The 23,134-nt window shown below is 20.3% G+C and carries 16 protein-coding genes, 1 tRNA gene and 1 pseudogene; 10 read left to right on the plus strand and 8 right to left on the minus strand.

The window, feature by feature from the left end; translation table 11 throughout:
- Positions 1-73: 73 nt before the first annotated feature.
- The gene (rnhA, locus tag GJU02_RS00620) at positions 74-538 is read right to left on the minus strand and encodes a ribonuclease HI (protein WP_168919171.1); all 465 of its coding nucleotides are present in this window, start codon (positions 536-538) and stop codon (positions 74-76) included.
- A gap of 38 nt (positions 539-576) precedes the next feature.
- On the opposite strand from rnhA, the gene dnaQ reads away from it, so the two are divergent.
- Complete coding sequence (gene dnaQ / locus GJU02_RS00625) at positions 577-1,335, plus strand: DNA polymerase III subunit epsilon (RefSeq protein ID WP_168919172.1); 759 nt, start codon at positions 577-579, stop codon at positions 1,333-1,335.
- A gap of 28 nt (positions 1,336-1,363) precedes the next feature.
- Positions 1,364-1,437 (plus strand) — tRNA-Asp (locus tag GJU02_RS00630).
- 36 nt (positions 1,438-1,473) lie between these two features.
- On the opposite strand, the gene GJU02_RS00635 is transcribed toward GJU02_RS00630, so the two are convergent.
- From GJU02_RS00635 to tkt, 4 genes are all read right to left on the minus strand, one after another.
- Positions 1,474-2,307 (minus strand): mechanosensitive ion channel domain-containing protein, encoded by an 834-nt coding sequence (locus GJU02_RS00635; protein WP_168919173.1) that lies wholly within the window; start codon positions 2,305-2,307, stop codon positions 1,474-1,476.
- A gap of 64 nt (positions 2,308-2,371) precedes the next feature.
- Positions 2,372-3,451 (minus strand): class II fructose-bisphosphate aldolase, encoded by a 1,080-nt coding sequence (fbaA, locus tag GJU02_RS00640; protein WP_168919174.1) that lies wholly within the window; start codon positions 3,449-3,451, stop codon positions 2,372-2,374.
- 69 nt (positions 3,452-3,520) lie between these two features.
- The gene (locus tag GJU02_RS00645) at positions 3,521-4,675 is read right to left on the minus strand and encodes a phosphoglycerate kinase (protein ID WP_168919175.1); all 1,155 of its coding nucleotides are present in this window, start codon (positions 4,673-4,675) and stop codon (positions 3,521-3,523) included.
- 25 nt (positions 4,676-4,700) lie between these two features.
- Entirely contained in the window at positions 4,701-6,710 is a 2,010-nt protein-coding gene (gene tkt / locus GJU02_RS00650; RefSeq protein WP_168919176.1) for a transketolase, read from the minus strand.
- A gap of 190 nt (positions 6,711-6,900) precedes the next feature.
- Here tkt and metK point away from each other — a divergent pair, with 190 nt between their 5' ends.
- The gene (gene metK / locus GJU02_RS00655) at positions 6,901-8,067 is read left to right on the plus strand and encodes a methionine adenosyltransferase (RefSeq protein WP_168919177.1); all 1,167 of its coding nucleotides are present in this window, start codon (positions 6,901-6,903) and stop codon (positions 8,065-8,067) included.
- A gap of 50 nt (positions 8,068-8,117) precedes the next feature.
- Here metK and gyrA read toward each other — a convergent pair whose 3' ends face one another.
- From gyrA to GJU02_RS00670, 3 genes and pseudogenes are all read right to left on the minus strand, one after another.
- Complete coding sequence (gyrA, locus tag GJU02_RS00660) at positions 8,118-10,655, minus strand: DNA gyrase subunit A (protein ID WP_168919178.1); 2,538 nt, start codon at positions 10,653-10,655, stop codon at positions 8,118-8,120.
- 227 nt (positions 10,656-10,882) lie between these two features.
- A pseudogene (gene mutS / locus GJU02_RS00665) lies at positions 10,883-13,246 on the minus strand (DNA mismatch repair protein MutS); the annotation flags it as partial.
- A gap of 115 nt (positions 13,247-13,361) precedes the next feature.
- The gene (locus GJU02_RS00670) at positions 13,362-14,093 is read right to left on the minus strand and encodes a Bax inhibitor-1/YccA family protein (RefSeq protein ID WP_168919180.1); all 732 of its coding nucleotides are present in this window, start codon (positions 14,091-14,093) and stop codon (positions 13,362-13,364) included.
- Between the two features lie 126 nt (positions 14,094-14,219).
- On the opposite strand from GJU02_RS00670, the gene rsmH reads away from it, so the two are divergent.
- The 7 genes from rsmH (at position 14,220) to murC (ending at position 23,125) form a co-directional block, all read left to right on the plus strand.
- Positions 14,220-15,149, plus strand: a complete 930-nt coding sequence (gene rsmH, locus GJU02_RS00675; RefSeq protein WP_211080499.1) for a 16S rRNA (cytosine(1402)-N(4))-methyltransferase RsmH — start codon at positions 14,220-14,222, stop codon at positions 15,147-15,149.
- Positions 15,150-15,201: 52 nt separating this feature from the next.
- Entirely contained in the window at positions 15,202-16,701 is a 1,500-nt protein-coding gene (murE, locus tag GJU02_RS00680) for a UDP-N-acetylmuramoyl-L-alanyl-D-glutamate--2,6-diaminopimelate ligase (RefSeq protein ID WP_168919181.1), read from the plus strand.
- Positions 16,698-18,071 (plus strand): UDP-N-acetylmuramoyl-tripeptide--D-alanyl-D-alanine ligase, encoded by a 1,374-nt coding sequence (locus GJU02_RS00685; RefSeq protein WP_168919182.1) that lies wholly within the window; start codon positions 16,698-16,700, stop codon positions 18,069-18,071. The genes murE and GJU02_RS00685 overlap by 4 nt, the downstream gene beginning before the upstream one ends.
- Positions 18,062-19,147, plus strand: a complete 1,086-nt coding sequence (gene mraY, locus GJU02_RS00690; RefSeq protein ID WP_168919183.1) for a phospho-N-acetylmuramoyl-pentapeptide-transferase — start codon at positions 18,062-18,064, stop codon at positions 19,145-19,147. The genes GJU02_RS00685 and mraY overlap by 10 nt, the downstream gene beginning before the upstream one ends.
- Before the next feature lie 11 nt (positions 19,148-19,158).
- The gene (gene murD, locus GJU02_RS00695) at positions 19,159-20,475 is read left to right on the plus strand and encodes a UDP-N-acetylmuramoyl-L-alanine--D-glutamate ligase (RefSeq protein WP_168919184.1); all 1,317 of its coding nucleotides are present in this window, start codon (positions 19,159-19,161) and stop codon (positions 20,473-20,475) included.
- Positions 20,476-20,542: 67 nt separating this feature from the next.
- The gene (gene murG, locus GJU02_RS00700) at positions 20,543-21,607 is read left to right on the plus strand and encodes an undecaprenyldiphospho-muramoylpentapeptide beta-N-acetylglucosaminyltransferase (RefSeq protein WP_168919185.1); all 1,065 of its coding nucleotides are present in this window, start codon (positions 20,543-20,545) and stop codon (positions 21,605-21,607) included.
- 27 nt (positions 21,608-21,634) lie between these two features.
- Positions 21,635-23,125, plus strand: a complete 1,491-nt coding sequence (gene murC / locus GJU02_RS00705; protein ID WP_168919186.1) for a UDP-N-acetylmuramate--L-alanine ligase — start codon at positions 21,635-21,637, stop codon at positions 23,123-23,125.
- Positions 23,126-23,134 lie beyond the last annotated feature (9 nt).

Here is a 23,134-nt window from a genome sequence, read left to right on the forward strand (position 1 = left end):
TTTATTAAACTTAAATAAGTTATAGAAAAATAACAACTATTTTATTAAAATTTTATTCAAAAAATATAAATATTTATTTTTTTATATATCCTAAATCTTCATTTATAGGATTTTTAGCAGAAATACGAGCTAATTTATCACATTTATTATTCATTTTATTATATGAATGACTTTTAATCCATTTCCAATAAATATTATGATTAGATAAAGATAATTCTAATCTTTTCCATAAATCAATATTTTTTACTTTTTTTTTATTATTACGTAACCAATTACATTTTTTCCAATTATACAACCATGTTGTAATACCGTTTTTTAAATATTTACTATCAGTAAATATATAAATATTACAATTTTCTTTTAAAGATTCTAATGCAATAATAGATGCCATTAATTCCATTCTATTATTAGTTGTTAAAAAAAAACCTTTAGTTAAAATTTTTTCATATTTATGATATTGTAATATAGCGGCACAACCTCCTGGTCCAGGATTATATATACAAGAACCATCAGTAAAAATATTTATATTTTTATACATATTATTTTAATAAAATTTATACTATTTATATAACAAATATGAAAAAAATTAATATACGTCAAGTAGTTTTAGATACAGAAACAACAGGAATGAATCTTTATTATCCCTATTATGTAGGACATCGTATTATAGAAATAGGAATTATTGAAATTATTAATCGTAATATTACTAAAAATTATTTTCATACATACATAAATCCTCAAAAAAATATTAGTAAAGAAGCATATAATATACACGGTATCTCTAATAAATTTTTATCAAAAAAACCTATTTTTTCTGATATTTTAGATAATTTTCTTCGTTTTATTAAAGGAGCAGAACTTATCATTCATAATGCTCAATTTGATATTAATTTTTTAAATTATGAATTATCATTAATAAAAAAAAAATTACCTAAAATTGAAGATCTTTGTATAATAAAAGATACATTAAAAATGGCTAGAAATATATTTCCAGGAAAAAGAAATTCATTAAATTCTTTATGTTCCAGATTTAATATTGATACAAGTAAACGTAATTTACATGGAGCTTTATTAGATGCAAAATTATTAGCTCATGTTTTTTTATTTATGACTACAAAACAAAAATCTTTTCAATTAAAATTTTCAAAAGAACAAAATAATATTTTGAATAATGAATTTAAATTTTTATATAAAAATTTGAAAAAAAAATTATTAGTTATAAAAGCTTCTGATAAAGAATTAAAATTACATAAACTAAAATTACATTTAATTAAAAAAACATGTGGTTTTTCTTTATGGCATAATAAAAAAATAAATAAAAGTATTGACGATTAACAATATGATATATAATATAATAAATTATGGTGCGATAGTTCAGTTGGTTAGAATACCGGCTTGTCACGCCGGGGGTCACGGGTTCAAATCCCGTTCGCACCGTGCACCGTGTTGTTTTTTTTAAAAAAATAAAAAATATTAATCATTATTAATCCATAATACACAAGATTCTTTATATAATTCTAAATTATTTTTTAAAATATCAATTAAATCTGAACAAATTTCTTTTTTATTTATAAAATCATTAATCCAAAAAAAAACAGTAAAATTAATAGAATTATTAGTAATTTCATCAACAACAACATTAACAATTGAATTTTTTATTATTTTTTCATTTACTGAAACAGTATCTAATAAAATTTTTTTAACAATATTTATATCTTTTTGTATTAAATTTCGTGCAATACCTAAAGTAATTTTATTTCGATATTCATTAGATTTAGAAAAATTTATTATATTTTCTGTAAGTATTTTCCCATTAGGTACAGAAATAATACTTCCATCAAATGTTTTAAAAAGAGTACAAAAAATTTCAACATTAGTAATTTTACCAGTTACATTACCTATATTAATATAATCTCCTACTTTAAAAATACGGAAAGTAATAATTAATAATCCTGATGCTAGATTGGACAAAGCACTTTGCCAAGCTAAACCTATTACTAATCCTATAGTTCCAAATGCAGCAAAAATTGATGATGTTTTTAATCCTATACTACTTAATGCACTTACTATAACAAATATAGTTAAACTATATTTAAAAATATTTGTAAGAAATCCAGTTGTAATTGGATCTATATTTCTAATAGTAAAAACATTCCTTAAAGTTTTAGTAACAAATTTAACTCCCCATAATCCAAAAAATAAAACCATTCCAGCTAAAACAAAATGTTCACATTGATATAAAATAAAAGATCTATTTTGAAATATCCATAATTTTATAAAATCTAATACACTAGTAAATTTATTCATATTTTAATAATCCATTTTATGAAATAATTTGTATTTTTTTTTATAATTAAAATAATTTATTTTTTTATAATGTATTAATTGCATTTAACTCTTTAAATGTTTTTTCTAATCGTTCCCTTATAGAAATTTGTGATGCTCTAATCCATGATCTAGGATCATAATACTTTTTATTAGGTTTATTAAATCCTTCTGGGTTACCAAGTTGGTGCTGCAAATATTTTTTATTTTTTTTATAATATTTTAATAAACCTTTCCATGTAGCCCATTGTGTATCTGTATCAATATTAACTTTTACAACTCCATATTGTATAGATTTTTGAATATCTGATAATAAAGAACCTGATCCTCCATGAAATACAAAATTTATAGAATTATGTGAAAGATTATGTTTTTTACTAATAAAATCTTGTGAATCCTTCAAAATTTTTGGTAATAATTTTACATGTCCTGTTTGATATACTCCATGCATATTTCCAAAAGAAGCTGCAATAATAAATTGAGAACTAATTAATTTTAATTTTTCATAGGCATAATTTACATCATAAGGATCAGTATATAATAATTTTTTAGTTAAATTACTGTTATCAGTCCCATCTTCTTCTCCACCTGTACATCCTAACTCTATTTCTAGAGTCATTTTCATTTCAGACATTTTTTTTAAATAATAACTAGATATTTTAATATTATCTTTAATAGATTCTCGAGAGAGATCTATCATATGAGATGAAAATAAAGATTTTTTATGTATTAAATAATATTTTTCATTTTCATTTAATAAATGATCTATCCATGATAGTTTATTTTTTGGACAATGATCAGTATGTAAAATAACTGGAATACCATAATATTTAGCAATTTTGTGTACATGTTGAGCTCCAGATATTGCACCAATTACAGAAGCTAATTGTGGATTTATTTTTTGTAATCCTTTACCTGCAATAAAAGAAGCTCCTGAATTAGAAAATTGAATAATAACTGCAGATTTTACTTTTGCTGCAGTTTCTAAAACTATATTAATAGAATCAGTATTTATACAATTAACAGCCGGTAAAGCAAATTTATTTTCTTTTGCTATTTTAAATATAGTTTGTACATCATGACCAACAACAACACCAGGTTTTATATAATTTAAAATTTTAGACATAATATATACTTTACCCTATTAAAAATTTTTATTGTTAGCAATTTTATTATTTTATTATTAAATAAAATATTATGAAATATTTTCTAATATAGATATAACAGGTAATTTATTTTCTTCTATATATTTTAAAAAAGCACCTCCACCTGTAGAAATATAAGAAATTTGATTAAAAGCATTAAATAATTCTACTGCAGCTAAAGTATCTCCTCCTCCTACAATAGAAAAAGCATTACTATGTATAATAGCTTTAATTATAATTTCAGTTCCTTTTCTAAAATTTTTTAATTCAAAAACTCCAATAGGACCATTCCATAATATTGTTTTAGCTTTTTGTAATTCACATTTAATAATATTTATAGTTTTATAACCTATATCAAGAATTTTCTCATTTTTTAATATATTATTAACATTTTTATTTTTAATTAAAGAATTATTAGTAACAGATGTACTAACTATACAATCAATAGGAAGAATTATATTTTTACATTTTTTAATTATTTCTTGCGCTAATAAAATTGAATTAGGTTCATATAATGAATGTCCAATATCATTATTTAATGATAATAATGTATTTGCTATTCCTCCTCCTACAATAACTTTATGTGATAATTTAGATAATTTTTTTAATACATTAAATTTAGTAGATATTTTAGATCCACCTACAATAGAAATTATAGGTTTTTCAGGATTTTTTAGAAATTTATTTAAATTTTTTATTTCATTTATTAATAATAATCCTGCACAAGATTGTTTTGCAAAATTAATAATACCATAAGTTGATGAATGCATACGATGTGAAGTTGCAAATGCATCCATAACAAATATATCACATAAAGATGCATACTGTTTTGATAATTTTTTACTATTACTTTTTTCACCAATATTAAAACGAACATTTTCTAAAAGAAAAATTTCATTTTTTTCAAAATTACATCCATTCAAATATTTTTTTTTTAAAATAACTTTATGTTTTAAAATTTTTTCTAAATATATAGCAATTTTTTTTAAAGAAAATAAAGGATTATATATTCCTTCAGTAGGTCTTCCTAAATGAGAAGCTATAATAATTTTAGCTTTTTTTTCTAAAGCATATTTTATAGTGGGTAATGATAATCTAATTCTAATATCGGAAGTAATATTACCTTTTATATCTAAAGGTACATTTAAATCAGATCTAATTAATAAAATTTTATTGCTAATATCTAAATTTAAAATACTTAACATAAATAATTAATCCTATAATATATAATTAATTATATAATTTTAAAAATTTTTTTATTTTTAAAATAATATTTTCAACAGTAAAACCAAATTTTTGAAATAATTTATTTGCAGGAGCAGAATATCCAAAAGTATTCATACCAATTACAATACCATCTAAACCTACATATTTATACCAAAAATCTTTAGATCCAGCTTCAATAGCTATTCTACATTTAATATGTTTAGGTAATAAATAATTTCGATATTCTTTTGTTTGTTTATCAAATGTATCTGTAGATGGCATTGATATTACTCTAGTTTTATATTTTAACAAAGATAATTTTTTATATACTTCAACAGCTAAAGGCACTTCTGATCCAGTAGCTATTAATATAATTTGAGGATTTTTATCTAAACAATCTTTTAAAATATATGCACCATATGATATATATGATATTTCTTTTTTATTTCTTTTTTGTGTAGGTAAATTTTGTCTTGATAACACTAATATAGTTGGTTTATTTATATTTTCAATACTAATTTTCCATGCTATAGCTGTTTCAATTTTATCACATGGACGCCAAATACTTATATTAGGAATTAATCTTAAACTAGATAATTGTTCTATTGGTTGATGTGTTGGACCATCTTCACCTAAACCTATAGAATCGTGTGTATAAATCATTATATTTCTAATTTTCATTAAAGCAGCCATTCTTATGGCATTACGACAATAATCTGAAAAAACTAAAAAAGTAGCTGTATAAGGAATAAAACCATGGTATAACGAAATACCATTTGCTATTGCCATCATACCAAATTCTCTTACTCCATAATAAATATAATTTCCGTTTTTAAATTTATTAATTGGCTTAGAATTTTTTAAAATAGTTAAATTACTACTAGATAAATCAGCAGAACCTCCTAATAATTCTGGTAATAATTTTGAATATTTTTGTAAAATATATTGTGATGATTCTCTTGTAGAAAAATTAGTATTAGTATTATTTAATTTATAAATAAATTTATTTATTTTATTATTCCAATCTTCAGGAAGAAAATTATTAATTCTTCTTTTTAATTCTTTAGCTAATATAGGAAATTTATTACAATAATTTTTAAACATGTAATTCCATTTAAATTCTTTTATATTACCTATTTCTTTTGCATTCCATTTTTTATAAATATATGATGGAATTTCGAAAGGTTGATAATTCCAATTTAAATTTTTTCGTGTTAAAAGAACTTCTTCTTTACCTAAAGGAGATCCATGTGCAATATTTTTTCCCGATTTATTAGGTGATCCAAAAGCAATAATAGTATTACAAATTAATAAAGAAGGTTTATCTTCTATAGAAGATTTAGCTTTATCAATTGCTTTTTCTATACTTCTGAAATCATGTCCATCTATATCAGATATAACATACCATCCATAAGATTCAAATCTTTTTTTAGTATCATCATTAAACCATCCTTTTATATTACCATCTATAGAAATACCATTATTATCATAAAAAACTATTAATTTTTTTAATTTTAATGTTCCTGCTAAAGAACATACTTCATGTGAAATACCTTCCATTAAACAACCATCACCTAAAAAAACATAAGTATAGTGATTAATAATATTATAATTTAATCTATTAAATTGTGCTGCTAATGTTTTTTCAGCTATAGCTATACCAACAGCATTTGCTAAACCTTGACCTAATGGTCCAGTACTAGTTTCAATATTAGGAGTACATCTAAACTCAGGATGTCCTGGTGTTTTAGAATGTAATTTTCTAAAATTTTTTAAATCAGAAATTGTCAAATCATAGCCAGTTAAATGTAATAAACTATAAATTAACATAACACAATGTCCATTAGATAATATAAATCTATCACGATTAATCCATTTTGGATTATTAGGATTATGATTTAAATAATTACGCCACAATACTTCTGCAATATCAGCCATACCCATTGGTGCGCCAGGATGTCCTGATTTAGAATTTTCTATAGCATCTATACTTAAAAATCGAATAGCATTAGCAAGATTTCTTCTAGAAGGCATAATATAAATTACTCCTAAATTTTTAATAAAATATTTTATAAAAAAATTATTTATATAAAGGAATATATACTTAAAATGTTTTAAAATCTATTTTTTATAAATTTAAAATAAAAATTTTATATATTTTATATTTTTTTAAATATATAATACATAAAATTGAATTTTTTTATAAAAATTATAGGTCATATTAATGACAGATTATTTATTTACTTCAGAATCAGTATCGGAAGGACATCCTGATAAAATAGCAGATCAAATTTCTGATGCTATATTAGATGAGATAATTAAACAAGATATTTATTCACGCGTAGCGTGTGAAACATATATTAAAAATAATATAATATTAATTGGAGGAGAAATAACGACAAAAGCTAAAATAAATATAGAAAAAATTGCTAGAAAAACTATAAAAGAAATAGGATATACAAATCCTAATTCAGCATTTAATGCTAATACATGTACAATATTAAATATTATAAGTAAACAATCAGAAGATATTAGTAAAGGAATATCATCTAATTTAGATAGATATAATCAAGGAGCAGGAGATCAAGGATTTGTATTTGGTTATGCAACAAATGAAACAAATGTTTTTATGCCAGCTCCTATTATATATGCACATAGATTAGTATATCAACAATCATTAATTAGAAAAAAAAAAATTTTATCATGGTTAGAACCGGATGCAAAAAGTCAAATTACTTTTCAATATAAAAATAATAAAATTATTAATATAGATTCTGTAGTTTTATCAACACAAATTTCTAAAGAAATATCATTTAAAAAATTAGAAGAAGCTATTATGGAGGAAATTATTAAACCAGTTTTGCCTAAAATATGGATTAATAAAAAAACAAAATTTTTTATTAATCCATCAGGTCGTTTTATTATAGGAGGTCCTATAAGTGATTGTGGTTTAACTGGAAGAAAAATTATTGTAGATACCTATGGAGGTATGGCAAGACATGGTGGAGGAGCTTTTTCAGGTAAAGATCCTTCGAAAGTAGATAGATCAGCTGCCTATGCAGCACGTTATATAGCAAAAAATATAGTAGCGTCATCTTTAGCTTCACGTTGTGAAATACAAATTGCCTATATTATAGGTATTGCTGAACCAATTTCAATTATGGTAAATACATTTGGAACAGGAAAAGTATCTGATAAAAAAATAACTTCATTTATCCAAAAATTTTTTGATTTAAGACCTTTTAATTTAATTAAAATGTTAGGTTTATTAAAACCAATATATAAAAAAACCGCAGCTTATGGTCATTTTGGTAGAAATATTTTTTCATGGGAAAAAACAAATGAAATATTTAAATTTAAAGATTTTTTAAAATATAATTTTAAAAAATAATACTTTCTTTATTTAATTTTAAAAAAATTTTTAATAATTTATAGAGATTTTTAAATTTTTTGTAATCCTATAACTTTTTCATTTATTTTTGTTTTAATTATAATAACTCCTTTAGTATTTCTCCCTACAACACAAATTTCAGATATATTAATACGTATTAATGTTCCCATATTAGTAATGATAATAATTTGATCATTATCTCTTACTCTAAGAGATCCTATTAATTTTCCATTTCTTTTATTAATTTTCATAGATATAATTCCTTTTGTAGATCTAGATTTTATAGGAAAATTTTTATTATTAGTACATTTTCCATATCCATTCTCTGTTATAGTAAAAATATTTTTTTGAAATTTTTGTTTTATTACTATTAATGATACAACATAATCTTTTCTTTTTTTTAAAAAATTAATACCTTTTACTCCTATTGTATTTCTACCCATAGATTTAATTTGAGATTCATTAAATTTAACTACTTTACCTAAAGAAGAAAATAACATAATTTTATCATTTTTATTAACAATAGATACTCCTATTAAAGAGTCATTTTTTTTTATTTTTATTGCAATAATACCATTAGATCTAGGCTTATTAAATTTATTTAAATTTGTTTTTTTTACCTTCCCTTTTGCAGTAGCCATAATTAAATTAGAATTATTTGTATAATTATTTATCACAAGAAATACATTAATAGTTTCTTCCTTTTTTAAAGGAATAAAATTTATAATAGGTTTCCCTTTTGCATATCTATTAGCTTCAGGTATATCATATACTTTTAACCAATATAAATGTCCTTTATTTGAAAAACATAAAATATTATCATGAGTATCTGCTATTAATATTTTATGTATAAAATCATTATCTTTTAATTTTACAGCTAATTTTCCTTTACCACCTCTATGTTGTATATTATACTCAGTAATTTTTTGATATTTAATATATCCCTGATAAGATAAGGTAATAATAACTTTTTCATGATTAATTAAATCTTTTTTTTGAATTATAGAATTATTCTTATTTAAAATAATTTCGGTCTTTCTATTATCTTTAAATTCTTTTTTTATTAAAGTTAATTCATCATATATTACTTTCATTAAAGATTCATATTTATTAATAATTTTAATTAAATTTGTAATTTTATATATTAAATTCTCGTATTCCATACATAATTTTTTATGTTCTAAATGTGTTAATTTATGTAATTTTAATTCTAAAATAGCTATAATTTGTTTATAACTAAAATGATAATTATCATTAAATTTTATTAAATTAGAATTAGTTAAATAAATATTTAATGTTTTTTTTTCTTGTAAATTAAATATTTCAAATATATTTGGAATTTTCCAAGATTTTAAATAAATTTGTTCTTTTATATTTTCTAAAATTTTAGAAGAACGTATAATTTTTATAATTTCTTTTATATTTAATAAAGCAACTATTAATCCTTCTAATATATGTGCTTTATTACGAGCTTTATTTATTTCATAATGTGTTCTTCTTATTACTATTTCACGTCTATGAGAAATAAATGCTTTAATAATATTTTTTAAAGACATTAATGTAGGTTTGCCTTTATGTAAAGAAACCATTTTTATACTAAAAGTAGTTTGTAAAGGAGTTAATTTATATAAATTATTTAATATTACATTAACAGATATATCTTGTTTAATTCTAATTAAAATTCTTATTCCATCTTTATCTGATTCATCTCTTAAAGTTTTAATACCCTGAATTTTTTTTTCTTTTATTAAATTAGCTATTTTTTCTATTAATTTAGATTTATTTATTTGATAAGGAAGTTCATAAATTATAATTGTTTTATATCTTTTTTCTATATCTTTAAGAATTTTAACCCGTCCTCTAAGAAAAATTTTTCCTTTTCCTGTACTATATGCCTTTTCAATTTCATCAATACCGTAAATAATACCAGAAGTAGGAAAATCAGGTCCAGGAATATAATTCATTAATTCTTTAATAGTAATAGTATTATTATTAATATAAGCCAAACAAGCATTAATTACTTCAGTAATATTATGAGGAGGTATATTAGTTGTCATACCCACTGCTATACCAGATGATCCATTTATTAATAAATTAGGTATTTTTGTTGGCATTATTTCAGGAATTTTTTCTGTACCATCATAATTAGATAAAAAATTTACTGTATTTTTTTCTAAATCATTAATAATTTCCTGAGAAATTTTAGACATTTTAATTTCAGTATAACGCATAGCAGCAGCAGAATCTCCATCAATAGAACCAAAATTACCTTGTCCATTTATTAATGGATATCTTAATGAAAAATCTTGAGCTAATCTTACAATTGTATCATAAACTGCATTATCTCCATGTGGATGATATTTACCTATAACATCTCCTACTATTCTAGCTGATTTTTTATAAGATTTATTCCATGTATTACCTAATATATACATAGCATACAATATACGTCTATGTACTGGTTTTAATCCATCTCTTACATCTGGTAATGCTCTTCCAATTATAACTGACATTGCATAATCTAAATAAGAATTTTTTAATTCTTCTTCGATATTAATTAATTTTATTTCTTTAGCAAAAGAATTCATTTAAATAAATATCCTTTCAACTTAATTTTATAAGTTATATATTTGTTATTTATATTTTTAAATACATAATTTTAATTATTAAATATATAAAATTATAAAAATAAGTGCTAATTAATAACATTAATTTTTATAATTTTATTAAAATTAAAAAATTTATATATTTTATATTTTACATACTATTTTTTTAGTATATTTTAATTTTTTGCATTAAAAATTTTCAATTGTTCAATTTTTTTTTTTGCTTGATTAATAACTTCTTTAGGGATCCCAGCTAAAGCTGCTACAAATAAACCATAATTTTGATTAATAGATCCATTTTTTATTTTGTATAAAAAAACAATAGAATTATTAATTTCTATAGCATCAAAATACATATTCTTTATACATTTATTTTTAATTTTTAAATTTGCTAATTCAATATAATTAGTTGCAAATAAAGTAAGTGATTTAATTTTTTTAGTAATATTTTCTGCACAAGCCCAAGCAATTGCTAGTCCATCATGAGTAGATGTACCTCTGCCAATTTCATCCATTAATACTAAACTTTTTTTTGTTGCATTTCTTAAAATATTTGCAGTTTCTATCATTTCTACCATAAAGGTAGATAAACCAAAAGAAATATTATCTGTAGATCCTATTCTTGTAAAAATTCTATCTATTGGACCTATAATTGCTTTATCCGCAGGAACATAACTACCTATATAAGTCATTAATATTATTAATGCTACTTGTCTCATATAAGTACTTTTACCTCCCATATTAGGACCTGTTATTAATAAGAAATGTTTTTTTTCAGTTAATAATACATTGTTGGATATAAAAGAAGATTTCATAATATTTTCAACAATAGGATGTCTTGAATTAATTAATGATATACCTATTTTTTTACTAATTATAGGACAAGTATAATTTAAAGTAATAGATCTTTCAGCTAAATTACATAATACATCTAATTCTGATAAATATAATGATAATTTTTGTAAATTTTTTAAAAAAGGATTAATATAATCAAATAATTTATTATATAAATATTTTTCTAAATTTAAAAGATGTTCTTTCGAAGAAAAAATATTTTTTTGGTATTTTTGTAACTCTGGGATAGTATATCTATTAAAATTTTTTAAGGTTTGAATTTGAATATATTTATAAGGAAGAATATATTTGTAATTTTTACTTAGTTGAATATAGTATCCATTAATTGTATTATATCCTATTTTTAATTTTTCTATTTTTAATAGATTACGTTCTTTTTCTTCTAAAAAATACAAATATTGACATGAATCTTTTGATGATTCTCTTAATTTATCTAATTCTAAATTATACCCAGTAGCTATAACATTTCCTTCTTTTAAAGAAGAAGCAGGTTTTTTTTTTATAGATTTTTCTAATAACTCTTTTAATGAAAGAAATATTCCTACATTTAAAATTTTAAATTTTATTTCACAATCGTTTATATTTTTAAAAATTTTATGGATTTTAGGTAAATAACTCAATGTTTGTCTTAAAGAAACTAAATCTTCTGGTTTAGCAGTTTTTAAAGCTAATCTTGCAATTATTCTTTCAATATCACCAATTTTTAATAATATTTTTTTAAAATTTAAAAAATATTTTTGTAAAATAGAAATATTATTTTGTCTATTTAAAATAATTTTTGTATCACGTATTGGGTTATTTAACCATCTTTTTAATAAACGACTACCCATAGTAGTAGTTGTATAATCTAATACTTTAATTAAAGTATTGTCTTTATCTCCAGAAATACTATTAATTATTTCTAGATTTTTTCGAGTATTTACATCCATAATAATTTCATTATTATGATTTTCCAAAAAAATATTATTAATATGAGGTAAACATACTCTTTGTGTATCTTTAACATATTGTATTAAACAACCTGCGGCTCTAATCGCTAAAAATGATTTTTCAATACCAAAACTTTTTAAATTTTTTGTTTTAAATTGCATATTTAATTGTTCAACAGCTGTATCTATATCAAATTCCCATAATGGTCTACGTCTAATACAATATTTTTTTTCTATTAAACACATATTTTTAAAATTTTCAGAATATAATAATTCTTTTGGATTTGTTCTTTGTAATTCTCCTGCGATTATATTAATATCTTTATTTTCCATAATTCTAAAATCACCAGAACTAATATTTAGTGTAGCATAACCAAATCCTAATTTTATATCTTGATATATTGATCCTAATAAATTATCAACATTATTATTTAATAAAATATCATCACTAACTGTTCCAGGTGTAATAATACGAACTATTTCTCTATTTAAAATTTTTTTATTAGATGATATTTTTTTTTTATCTTTTTGCTCACAAATAACTATAGATTCTCCTAATTTAATTAATTTTGATAAATAATTTTCTATACTATTTACTGGTACGCCTGCCATTGGGATAGGTTTCCCGTTTAAATTACCTCTTTTAGTTAATACAATATTTAATAATTTTGATGCTTTTTTTGCATCTTCAAAAAACATTTCATAAAAATCTCCTAATCTATAAAATAATAAAATATTAGGATATTGTTTTTTTAATTTAAAATATTGATCCATCATAGGTGTAGACATATTTTATACTTTTAATATTAATTATTTTTTAATTTATATATTTTATTAAAAAAAATTTTTGTATAAGTAATATAATAAAAATTATTAATAATTTTTTATAAAAAAAAAGTAAATATTATTTATCATCATTACTATTATTATTATCAACTAAACGTAACATTATTAAAAATAAATTAACAAAATCTAAATATAACATAAGTGCACCTAAAATAGCATATCTTCTTAAATTATCTTTATCATTTATATTTAAACTAATTTTTTTTGCAATATTTTTTAATTTTTGTGTATCATACGCAATAAGTAATGTAAAAAAAATTACACTAACATAATTAATTACAGACGATATTAAATTATTCTGTAACCAGAAATTTATAAATGAAGCTATTATTATACCAAATATCCCCATTATAATTAGATTACCTAAATAACTTAAATCTTTTTTAGTAAAATACCCCCAAATACACATAGATAAAAAGGTAAATGAAGTAGTTATAAATGCTGTAAAAATTGTATTTTGATTATATATAGAAAATATTCCTGCTGAAGTTAAACCAGTTAAAGATGAATAAAACATAAATAATGCAGTTAATGTTTTTCCAGATAATCTATTTAAAAAATTTGAAATAATAAATACTAATGTAAATTGTAAAAAACATAATCCTAGTAAAAGAAATTTATTATTTAATAAATAATTCACAATTTGTATTGAATTAGATACATACCAAGCAACAAAAGCTGTTAATAATAAGCCGCAAGACATCCATCCATATACTTTTCTAAAGTATGTTTGTATATGAGAACTTTCCTTTTTTAAGGTGGTACTTTTAAAATTTGGATATTCTATCATAATTATACCTTTAAATTTTAACCAAATTTTTTAAAAAAATATTTAAAAAATATATTTTAATTATTTATATATTATATAATATAATATATAAATTATATAGTAATTAATTTAATTATATATCATATAATGAAGCATATACCAGTTTTATTAAAAGAATCTATTGATAGTTTAAATATTAAAAATAATGGAATATATATAGATGCTACTTATGGTTGTGGAGGCCATACAAAATTGATTTTGTCTAAATTAGGTAATTACGGACGAATTTATGCAGTAGATTGTGATTTATCAACAATTTTAAAACATAAAATTGAAGATAGTAGAATTATTTATATTCATGATAATTTTTCAAATTTAAAAGTTATTTTAAAGAATCAAATAGGTAAAATAGATGGGATATTATTTGATTTAGGAATTTCTTCATTTCAATTAAATAATTCTCAAAGAGGTTTTTCTTATATGTCTAATGGTCCATTAGATATGCGTTTAAATCAAAAAAAAGGAATAACAGCTTTTAATTTATTAAAAAATGCAAATGAAAAAAAAATATCTGAAATATTAAAAATATATGGTGAAGAAAAAAATCATAAAAAAATAGCATATAATATAAAAAAATGTATTTTAGATAATAAATTATTTAATACAAAAGATTTATCATATTTAATTTGTTCTATTAATAAAAATAGTAAATTTAAACATCCAGCTAAAAGATCTTTTCAAGCTATAAGAATTTTTTTAAATAAAGAAATAGATGAACTGAAAAAAGTTTTAAATATTACATTAGAGTTATTAAAAAAAGATGGCATTATATCATTGATTAGTTTTCATTCAATAGAAGATAGGATTATTAAATATTTTATGAAAAAAAATAGTATTTTATATAAAAAAAACATTCAGAATAAATTACCTTTAACTGAAAAAGAGATAAATACTTTTTTTTATAAAAAAAAAAAAATAAAATTAAAAATTATTGATAGAATTTTCCCTAACAAAAAAGAAATTTTAAATAATCCAAGAGCAAGAAGTGCAATATTGCGTATTGCAAAAAAAATATAAAAAAATAAAAAATTTTTATTTTAAAAATATTTTACATTAAGGATTTAAATCATTGAATTCTTCTTTACTTAGTTTACAAAAGTTATTACATGGTTATATAAAAAATAATTTAATAAAAAATATTTTCATAAATAAAATGGTTTTAGATAGCAGAAAAATTAAAGGAAAAAATTGTCTTTTTATAGCAATAAAAGGATATAAAAATGACGGTAAAAATTTTATAGAACATGCTATATCAAAAGGTGCTGTTGCTATATTAACTTATTCAGACAATATAATATCATCTTATAGTATTATTTATAAAAATAATATACCTATTATCTATTTACCTAATTTACATAAAAACATTTCATATTTCGCTGGAATATTATATGATCATCCAAGTAAAAAAATACCTGTTATAGGAATTACAGGGACTAATGGAAAAACAAGTATAACTCATTTCTTAATGCAATGGATTAAATTATTAGGAGGTAATCCCGCTATTTTAAGTACCATAGGGAATGGTTTTAGTGGAAAATTAATCCAAACTGATAATACAACAGATTCAGCAATAAAAATACAATATACATTAAAAAAATTTATACAAAAAAAAGCAAATTTTATAATAATGGAAATTTCTTCTCATGGATTAACTCAATTTAGAGTTTCTAATATATTTTTTTCTATTGGAATCTTTACAAATTTAACTAGAGATCATCTCGATTATCATCTTAATATGAATAATTATGAATTATCTAAATGGAAATTTTTTAATAATCATAAAGTAAAAAAAAAAATTATAAATATTGACGATAATATTGGATTAAAATGGTTTAAAAAATTATCTAATGTAATACCAGTTACTACTAAAAATTTTTTATATAAATCAAATATATTTATTCATATAAAAAATATAATTTATTTACCTAATAAAACTATTATTTCATTTAATTCTAGTTGGGGTTCTGGGACAGTTAAAATAAATCTTATAGGAAAATTTAACGTTATAAATATTTTTTTAAGTATGGCAACATTATTAAGTTTAAATTATCCTTTACAAAAATTATTAAAAACTGTATCTAAAATACAATCTGTCAAAGGTCGTATGGAAAAAATATTTTTTAAAAAAAAATATTCAAATATAATTATTGATTATGCTCATAGTCCTGATTCATTAAAAAATGTGTTATTAACCATAAAATTAATTACTCATGGTAAAATATGGTGTATTTTTGGCTGTGGAGGAGAAAGAGATACAGGAAAAAGAAAAATAATGGGTTCTATAGCAACTAAATATGCTGATATTATAATTTTAACAACTGATAATCCTAGAAAAGAAAATATAGATAATATTATTCAAGATATAAAAAAAGGATGTAATCCATTACATAATGTATATATTATTTTAGATCGAATAAAAGCTATTTCTTATGCTATATTTAATTCTTCTAAAGAAGATACTATTTTAGTAGCTGGCAAAGGACATGAAAATTATCAAATTATTGGTAATAAAATTTTACATTATTCAGATTTTAATACTATTCAAAATATATTAAGAAATATCAAATGAATAAACAAATTAGTTTACAAAAAATATCGAAAATAGTTAATGGAATATTAATTGGTAATGATATTAAAATAATAAATTATTCTATAAATAGCAAAAAAATTAAAAAAAATTGTATATTTATTGCTATTTATGGTAAAAATTTTGATGGACATAATTTTATTGAAGAAGCTATCCAAAATGGAGCACTAGCTATATTAGTAAATAAAATTTTTTATATTAACATTCCCCAAATAATAGTATCAAATACTATTTTAGGATTAGGAAAATTAGCTTTATGGAAAAGAAAAGAATTTAAAAATTCTGTAATAGGGATAACAGGTTCATCAGGTAAAACTTCAGTTAAAGAAATGACAGTATCTATATTAAAAAAAAAAAATAAAATTATTTTTACAAAAAAAAATATGAATAATGATATAGGAGTTCCTTTAACATTATTAAATTTAACAAATAAATATAAATATGCAGTAATTGAAATAGGAGGTAATCAAATTAATGATATTTCGTATACCTCTAGTATAGTAAAACCGAATATTGCAATTATTAATAATATATCAGCAGCACATTTAGAAGGATTTAAATCATTAAAAAATATTATTCAATGTAAAAGTCATATTTTTAATTATTTAACCGGTAAAGGAATTGCTATTTTAAATTATGATGATAAAAATCAAAAAGAAATTTTAAGAAAATTTGTTAATAAGAAAAATATTTTAACTTTTTCTTTATATAATAAAAAAGCTAATTTTTTTACACAAAATATAATCATATTGCCAAATAAAATCACATTTATTTTAGTATCTCCTATTGGAAAAATATTAATTCAATTGTTTTTAATAGGTGGAGGAATACATAATATTAGTAATGCAATAGCATCTGCTGCATTATCTTTTGCTTCTGGATGTTCTTTAAAAGAAATATCTAATGGTTTAAAATATTTTAAACCTATTAAAGGAAGAATGTATCCAATTATTATTGATAATAATAAATTAATTATTAATGATACATATAATGCAAATCCTAATTCTGTAAATATAGCTATTAATATTTTAAAAAATTTTAAAGGAATAAAAATCTTAGTGATTGGAGACATGTTAGAATTAGGCACTTATACATTATTTTATCATAAAAAGATAAAAAGTTTAATTTTAAACTCTAATATAGATTATATTTTTAGTATTGGAAAATATAGCAAATATATTACAGAAAATAATGTAAATTCAAAACATTTTTTAAATTCAAAAATTTTAATAAATCAGTTATTTTTAATAATAAAAAAACTAAAAAATTATACAATTTTATTTAAAGGATCACGTAATAATAAAATGGAAATATTAATTAATATTTTATTGGAGAAATTAAAATGTTATTAATATTATTAAAATATTTACAGTATTTTTTTAAAAATTTAAATTTTTTTTTAATAAATTTTAAAATACGTTGTATAATGACATTTTTAACATCTTTTATAATTACTTTTTTTTTAAGTCCATATTTTATTAATTATTTTAATAAAAATAAAATCTCTCAAATTATTCGAAAAGATGGACCAATAACACATTATTCAAAAAATAAAACTCCTACTATGGGAGGATTAATTTTATTATTATCTATTTTATTTTCTGTAATTTTTTGGTCGGACTTATCAAATAAATATATTTTTTTTTCATTATCTATAATGATATTATATTCTCTTATCGGTTTTATTGATGATTATTATAAAATTATTTTAAATAATCCAAAAGGATTATCTCCTTATAAAAAACTTTTTTCCCAATCAATTATTACTATTATTATATTAATATTTATTTATATAAATAATCCAGAAAAATTATATTTACAATTTTTTATCCCTTTTCTTAATAAAATTATAAAATATGACTTAAATTTAATTTTATATTTAATAATTTCTTATTTTATTATTATAGGAATAAGTAATTCTGTAAATTTAACTGATGGATTAGATGGTTTATTGATTATGCCTATAATTTTTATTTCTTTAGGATTATCTATATTATGTTATTTTTCAGGAGATATATTTTTTTCTAAATATTTTAATTTTATTTATATAAAAAATGCAAAAGAATTAATTATTATATGCTTATCTGTTGTTGGTTCTGGTTTAGGATTTTTATGGTATAATACTTATCCGGCTAAAATTTTTATGGGAGATATAGGATCATTATCTTTAGGTTGTGTTATATCTATAATTGCAATACTAATAAGACAAGATTTTTTATTTCTTATAATGTGTGGTTTATTTATATTAGAATCAATTTCTGTAATAATTCAAGTACTTAAATTTAAATATAACAAAAAACGTTTTTTTTTAATGGCTCCTTTACATCATCATTATGAATTAAAAGGGGTTTCAGAACCTTGTATTGTTATTAGATTTTGGATTATTTCATTAATATTAGTATTATTTTCTTTAATTGTAATAATATAAAATTATTTAAAATGAATAAAAAAATACTTATTATAGGATTAGGAATAACAGGTATATCATGTATAAATTTTCTTTTAAAGAAAAATATTATACCCTCTGTTATGGATGTATGTAATTATCCCAAATTCATACAAAAAATACCGTCTTATATTCCATGTCATTTAGGTTCTTTAAAAGAAGATTGGATATTAAATTCACAATTAATAATTTTAAGTCCTGGTATATCAATATTTAATAATATTTTATTAAAAGCAAAAAAAAAAGGTATTGAAATAATAGGAGATATAGAATTATTTGCTCGTTATAATACAACACCAATAATAGCTATTACAGGTACAAATGGTAAAAGTACTGTTACCAATATGATTGGGAAAATTATGAAAAAAAATAATTTTAATGTTAGTATTGGAGGAAATATAGGTTATCCTGTATTAGATTTATTATCTTTTTCAAGAGATTTTTATATTTTAGAAATATCTAGTTTCCAATTAGAAACTATAAAAAAATTTAATATATATATTGCTGTTATTTTAAATATTTCACAAGATCATATGGATCGATATCCTTTAGGTATTAAACAATACCGTGACTTTAAATTACGTATTTATAAAAATGCTTCTATTTGTGTATATAATACTGATGATATATTATCTTATCCTAAATATTTTGATCAAAATAAAAAATATGTAACTTTTGGTAAATTTTCTGGTAAATATACATTATGTTATAACAAGAAAGGAATCTATCTACAAATTAATAATCAAAAAATTTTAAATTTTAATAAAACAAAATTAATTGGTATTCATAATTATTTAAATGCTCTTGCAGTATTAGCAGTAACAGATTTATTAAAAATTTCTAGAAAAATTTCTTTACAAGAAATAAGTAATTATTTAAATATGGATCATATATTACAAATAATACATATAGAAAATGGAGTTACTTGGATTAATGATTCAAAATCTACAAATATTAATAGTACTAAAGCTGCTCTAAATTATTTATATAAAAAAAAAAAAATTTGGTTATTATTAGGAGGATATGACAAAAATTGTGAATTATATTTATTAAAAAAATATTTACAGAAAAAAAATAATATTAATGTATATTGTTTTGGAATATCAAGTAAAAAAATATTATCTATTTATCCTAAAGCAAAAATAGTAAAAACAATATTTCAAGGAGTAGAACAAATAATTAAATTAGTAAAATATGGTGACGTTGTATTATTATCTCCTGCTTGTTCTAGTATAGATCAATTTAAAAATTTTAAACATCGTGGAAAAGAATTTGTAAAAATAGTTAAAAAATTACATAATTCTAAATAATATATTTTTATAAAAAAAAATTATATAATTTAAGATATTTTAATTTTTTTAAAAAATATTTTAAAATATGAAAAAAAAAAAAAAAATTATTATAGTAGCTGGTGGTACAGGTGGACATATTAATCCAGCTTTAAATATAGCATATAAATTAATAAAAAAAGGATGGGAAGTACGTTGGTTAGGAACATTATCTAGAATGGAATCTACGATTATTCCTAAAAAAAATATACATATTTATTTAATAGATTTTTTTAGATTTAAAAATAAAAATATTTTTTCTATAATTATTACTATAATTAAAATAATAATATCAATATATAAATCCATCATAATTTATAAAAAATATAAACCACATTTAGTATTAACAATGGGAAGTTATATCTCAGGACCTAGTGGTTTAGCTGCATGGTTATGTAATATACCATTAATAATACATGAACAGAATAGTATTTCTGGAATAACAAATAAAATTTTATCTAAAATAGCAACAATAAAAATGCAAGCATATCCAAATGTGTTAAATAATGCAATATTAGTAGGAAATCCTATAGATAATAAAATTATTAAATTATCTTTATATAAAAGATCTATTTTAAAAATTCATAAACCAATTCATGTTTTAATTACTGGAGGAAGTCAAGGTTCTACTACAATAAATAAAATAGGGATAAATTTAGCTATAATATTAAAAAATAAAATATCTATTTTACATCAAGTAGGAAAGGGAAATTTAAAAAAAATATATTATGAATATAAAAAAAATAAAATTAATAATCTAATTATAAGAGAATACATAAAAAATATATATCAAGCATATAAATGGGCTGATATAATAATCTGTAGGTCAGGAGCTATGACTGTAACTGAAATTACAGCAATAGGATTGCCTGCTATTTTTATACCATTTCCTCATAAAGATAGACAACAATATTTTAATGCAATAAATTTAGAAAAAATAGGAATAGCTAAAATTTATGAACAACATAATTTAAATATTAATGAAATTGCTGATATTATATTGTCTTTAAATAAAAAAAAAATAATATATATGGCTAAAAAGTCTTATAATTTAGTCATACTAAATTCTACAGAATTAATTTATCAAGAATTAAATAAAATAAAAATTTATTAATTTAATCTTTATACAAGATGACTAAATATGTTTAATAAAAATTGTTTAAATAAAATACCAAAAATGAAAAATATTAATCATATATATTTTATTGGTATTGGTGGATCTGGTATGGGAGGGATTGCAACAATTTTAGCAAAACAGGGATATAAAATTAGTGGTTCAGATATATCTAATAATTTTATTATAAAAAAATTAAATTTATTAAATATAAAAATATATTTAAAACATGATGCTAAAAATATTACAAATAATATAGATCTTGTTGTTATATCTACTGCTATTAAAAAAAATAATCCAGAATTAATTACTGCAAAAAATTTAAATATTATTATAATTAGTAGAGCTCAAATGTTGACAGAATTAATGAGATTCTCTTACGGAATTACTATTACCGGAACTCATGGTAAAACTACAACGACAGCTATGATATATACAATATTTAAATTAGCTATGTTAGATCCTACATTTATTAATGGCGGTATTTTAAAAGATTCTAAAGAATTTGCTTATTTAGGTTCAAGTAAATATTTTATTGCTGAAGCAGATGAAAGTGATAGATCTTTTTTATATTTAAATCCAATTATAAATATAATTACAAATATTGAAAATGAACATTTAGATTTTTATAAAAATAGTATTGAAGTTTTAAAAAAAATATTTTTACAATTTTTAAAAAAAATACCATTTTATGGATGTATAATTGTATGTATAGATAATATTAATAATTATAATTTAATAAAAAAAAATAAAAATATTTTAAAACAAAATATTATTACATATGGATTTCATAAAAATGCTGATTTACAATTATATAATTATCAACAAAATAATTATAAGAGTAGATTTTTTTTATTAGAAAAAAAAAAAAAAAGGTCTTTAGAAATAAATTTAAATATACCTGGATATCATAATGCTTTAAATGCAACAGCTGCTTTTGCAATATCTTCTTATATTGGTTTAAATCATGTAATGATTATAAAATTTTTAAAAAAATTTGTAGGTATTAAAAGAAGATTTGATATTTTAGGTTTTTTGTTTCCTTACAATAAAAAAATATATAAAAAAGATATAATTATTATTGATGATTATGGTCATCATCCTACTGAAATAGATATAACTATAAAAACAGCACGTCAAATATGGAAAAATAGAAAATTAATAATGGTTTTTCAACCTCATCGTTATTCTAGGACTAAAAATCTATTAAATGAATTTATAAAAATATTATCTAAAGTTGATAAATTATTTATTTTAAATGTTTTTTCTGCAGGAGAAAATTTTATTAAAAACGCTAATAGTGAATATTTAGCTCAAAAAATTAAAAAATTAGGAATAATTATTCCTATATTAATTCAATCAAATAATAATTATACTATTATACAAAATATATATTCAAAATTAAAAGGAAATGAAATATTAATTTTTCAAGGAGCAGGAGATATAAATAATATCTCATCATTATTTATGAATAAAAAATTTAGAATAGAAAAAAATCAAATTAACAATAAATACTGAAAATAAATT

Origin of the sequence: Enterobacteriaceae endosymbiont of Donacia thalassina, assembly GCF_012568245.1 — a bacterium.
Taxonomy (GTDB): domain Bacteria; phylum Pseudomonadota; class Gammaproteobacteria; order Enterobacterales; family Enterobacteriaceae.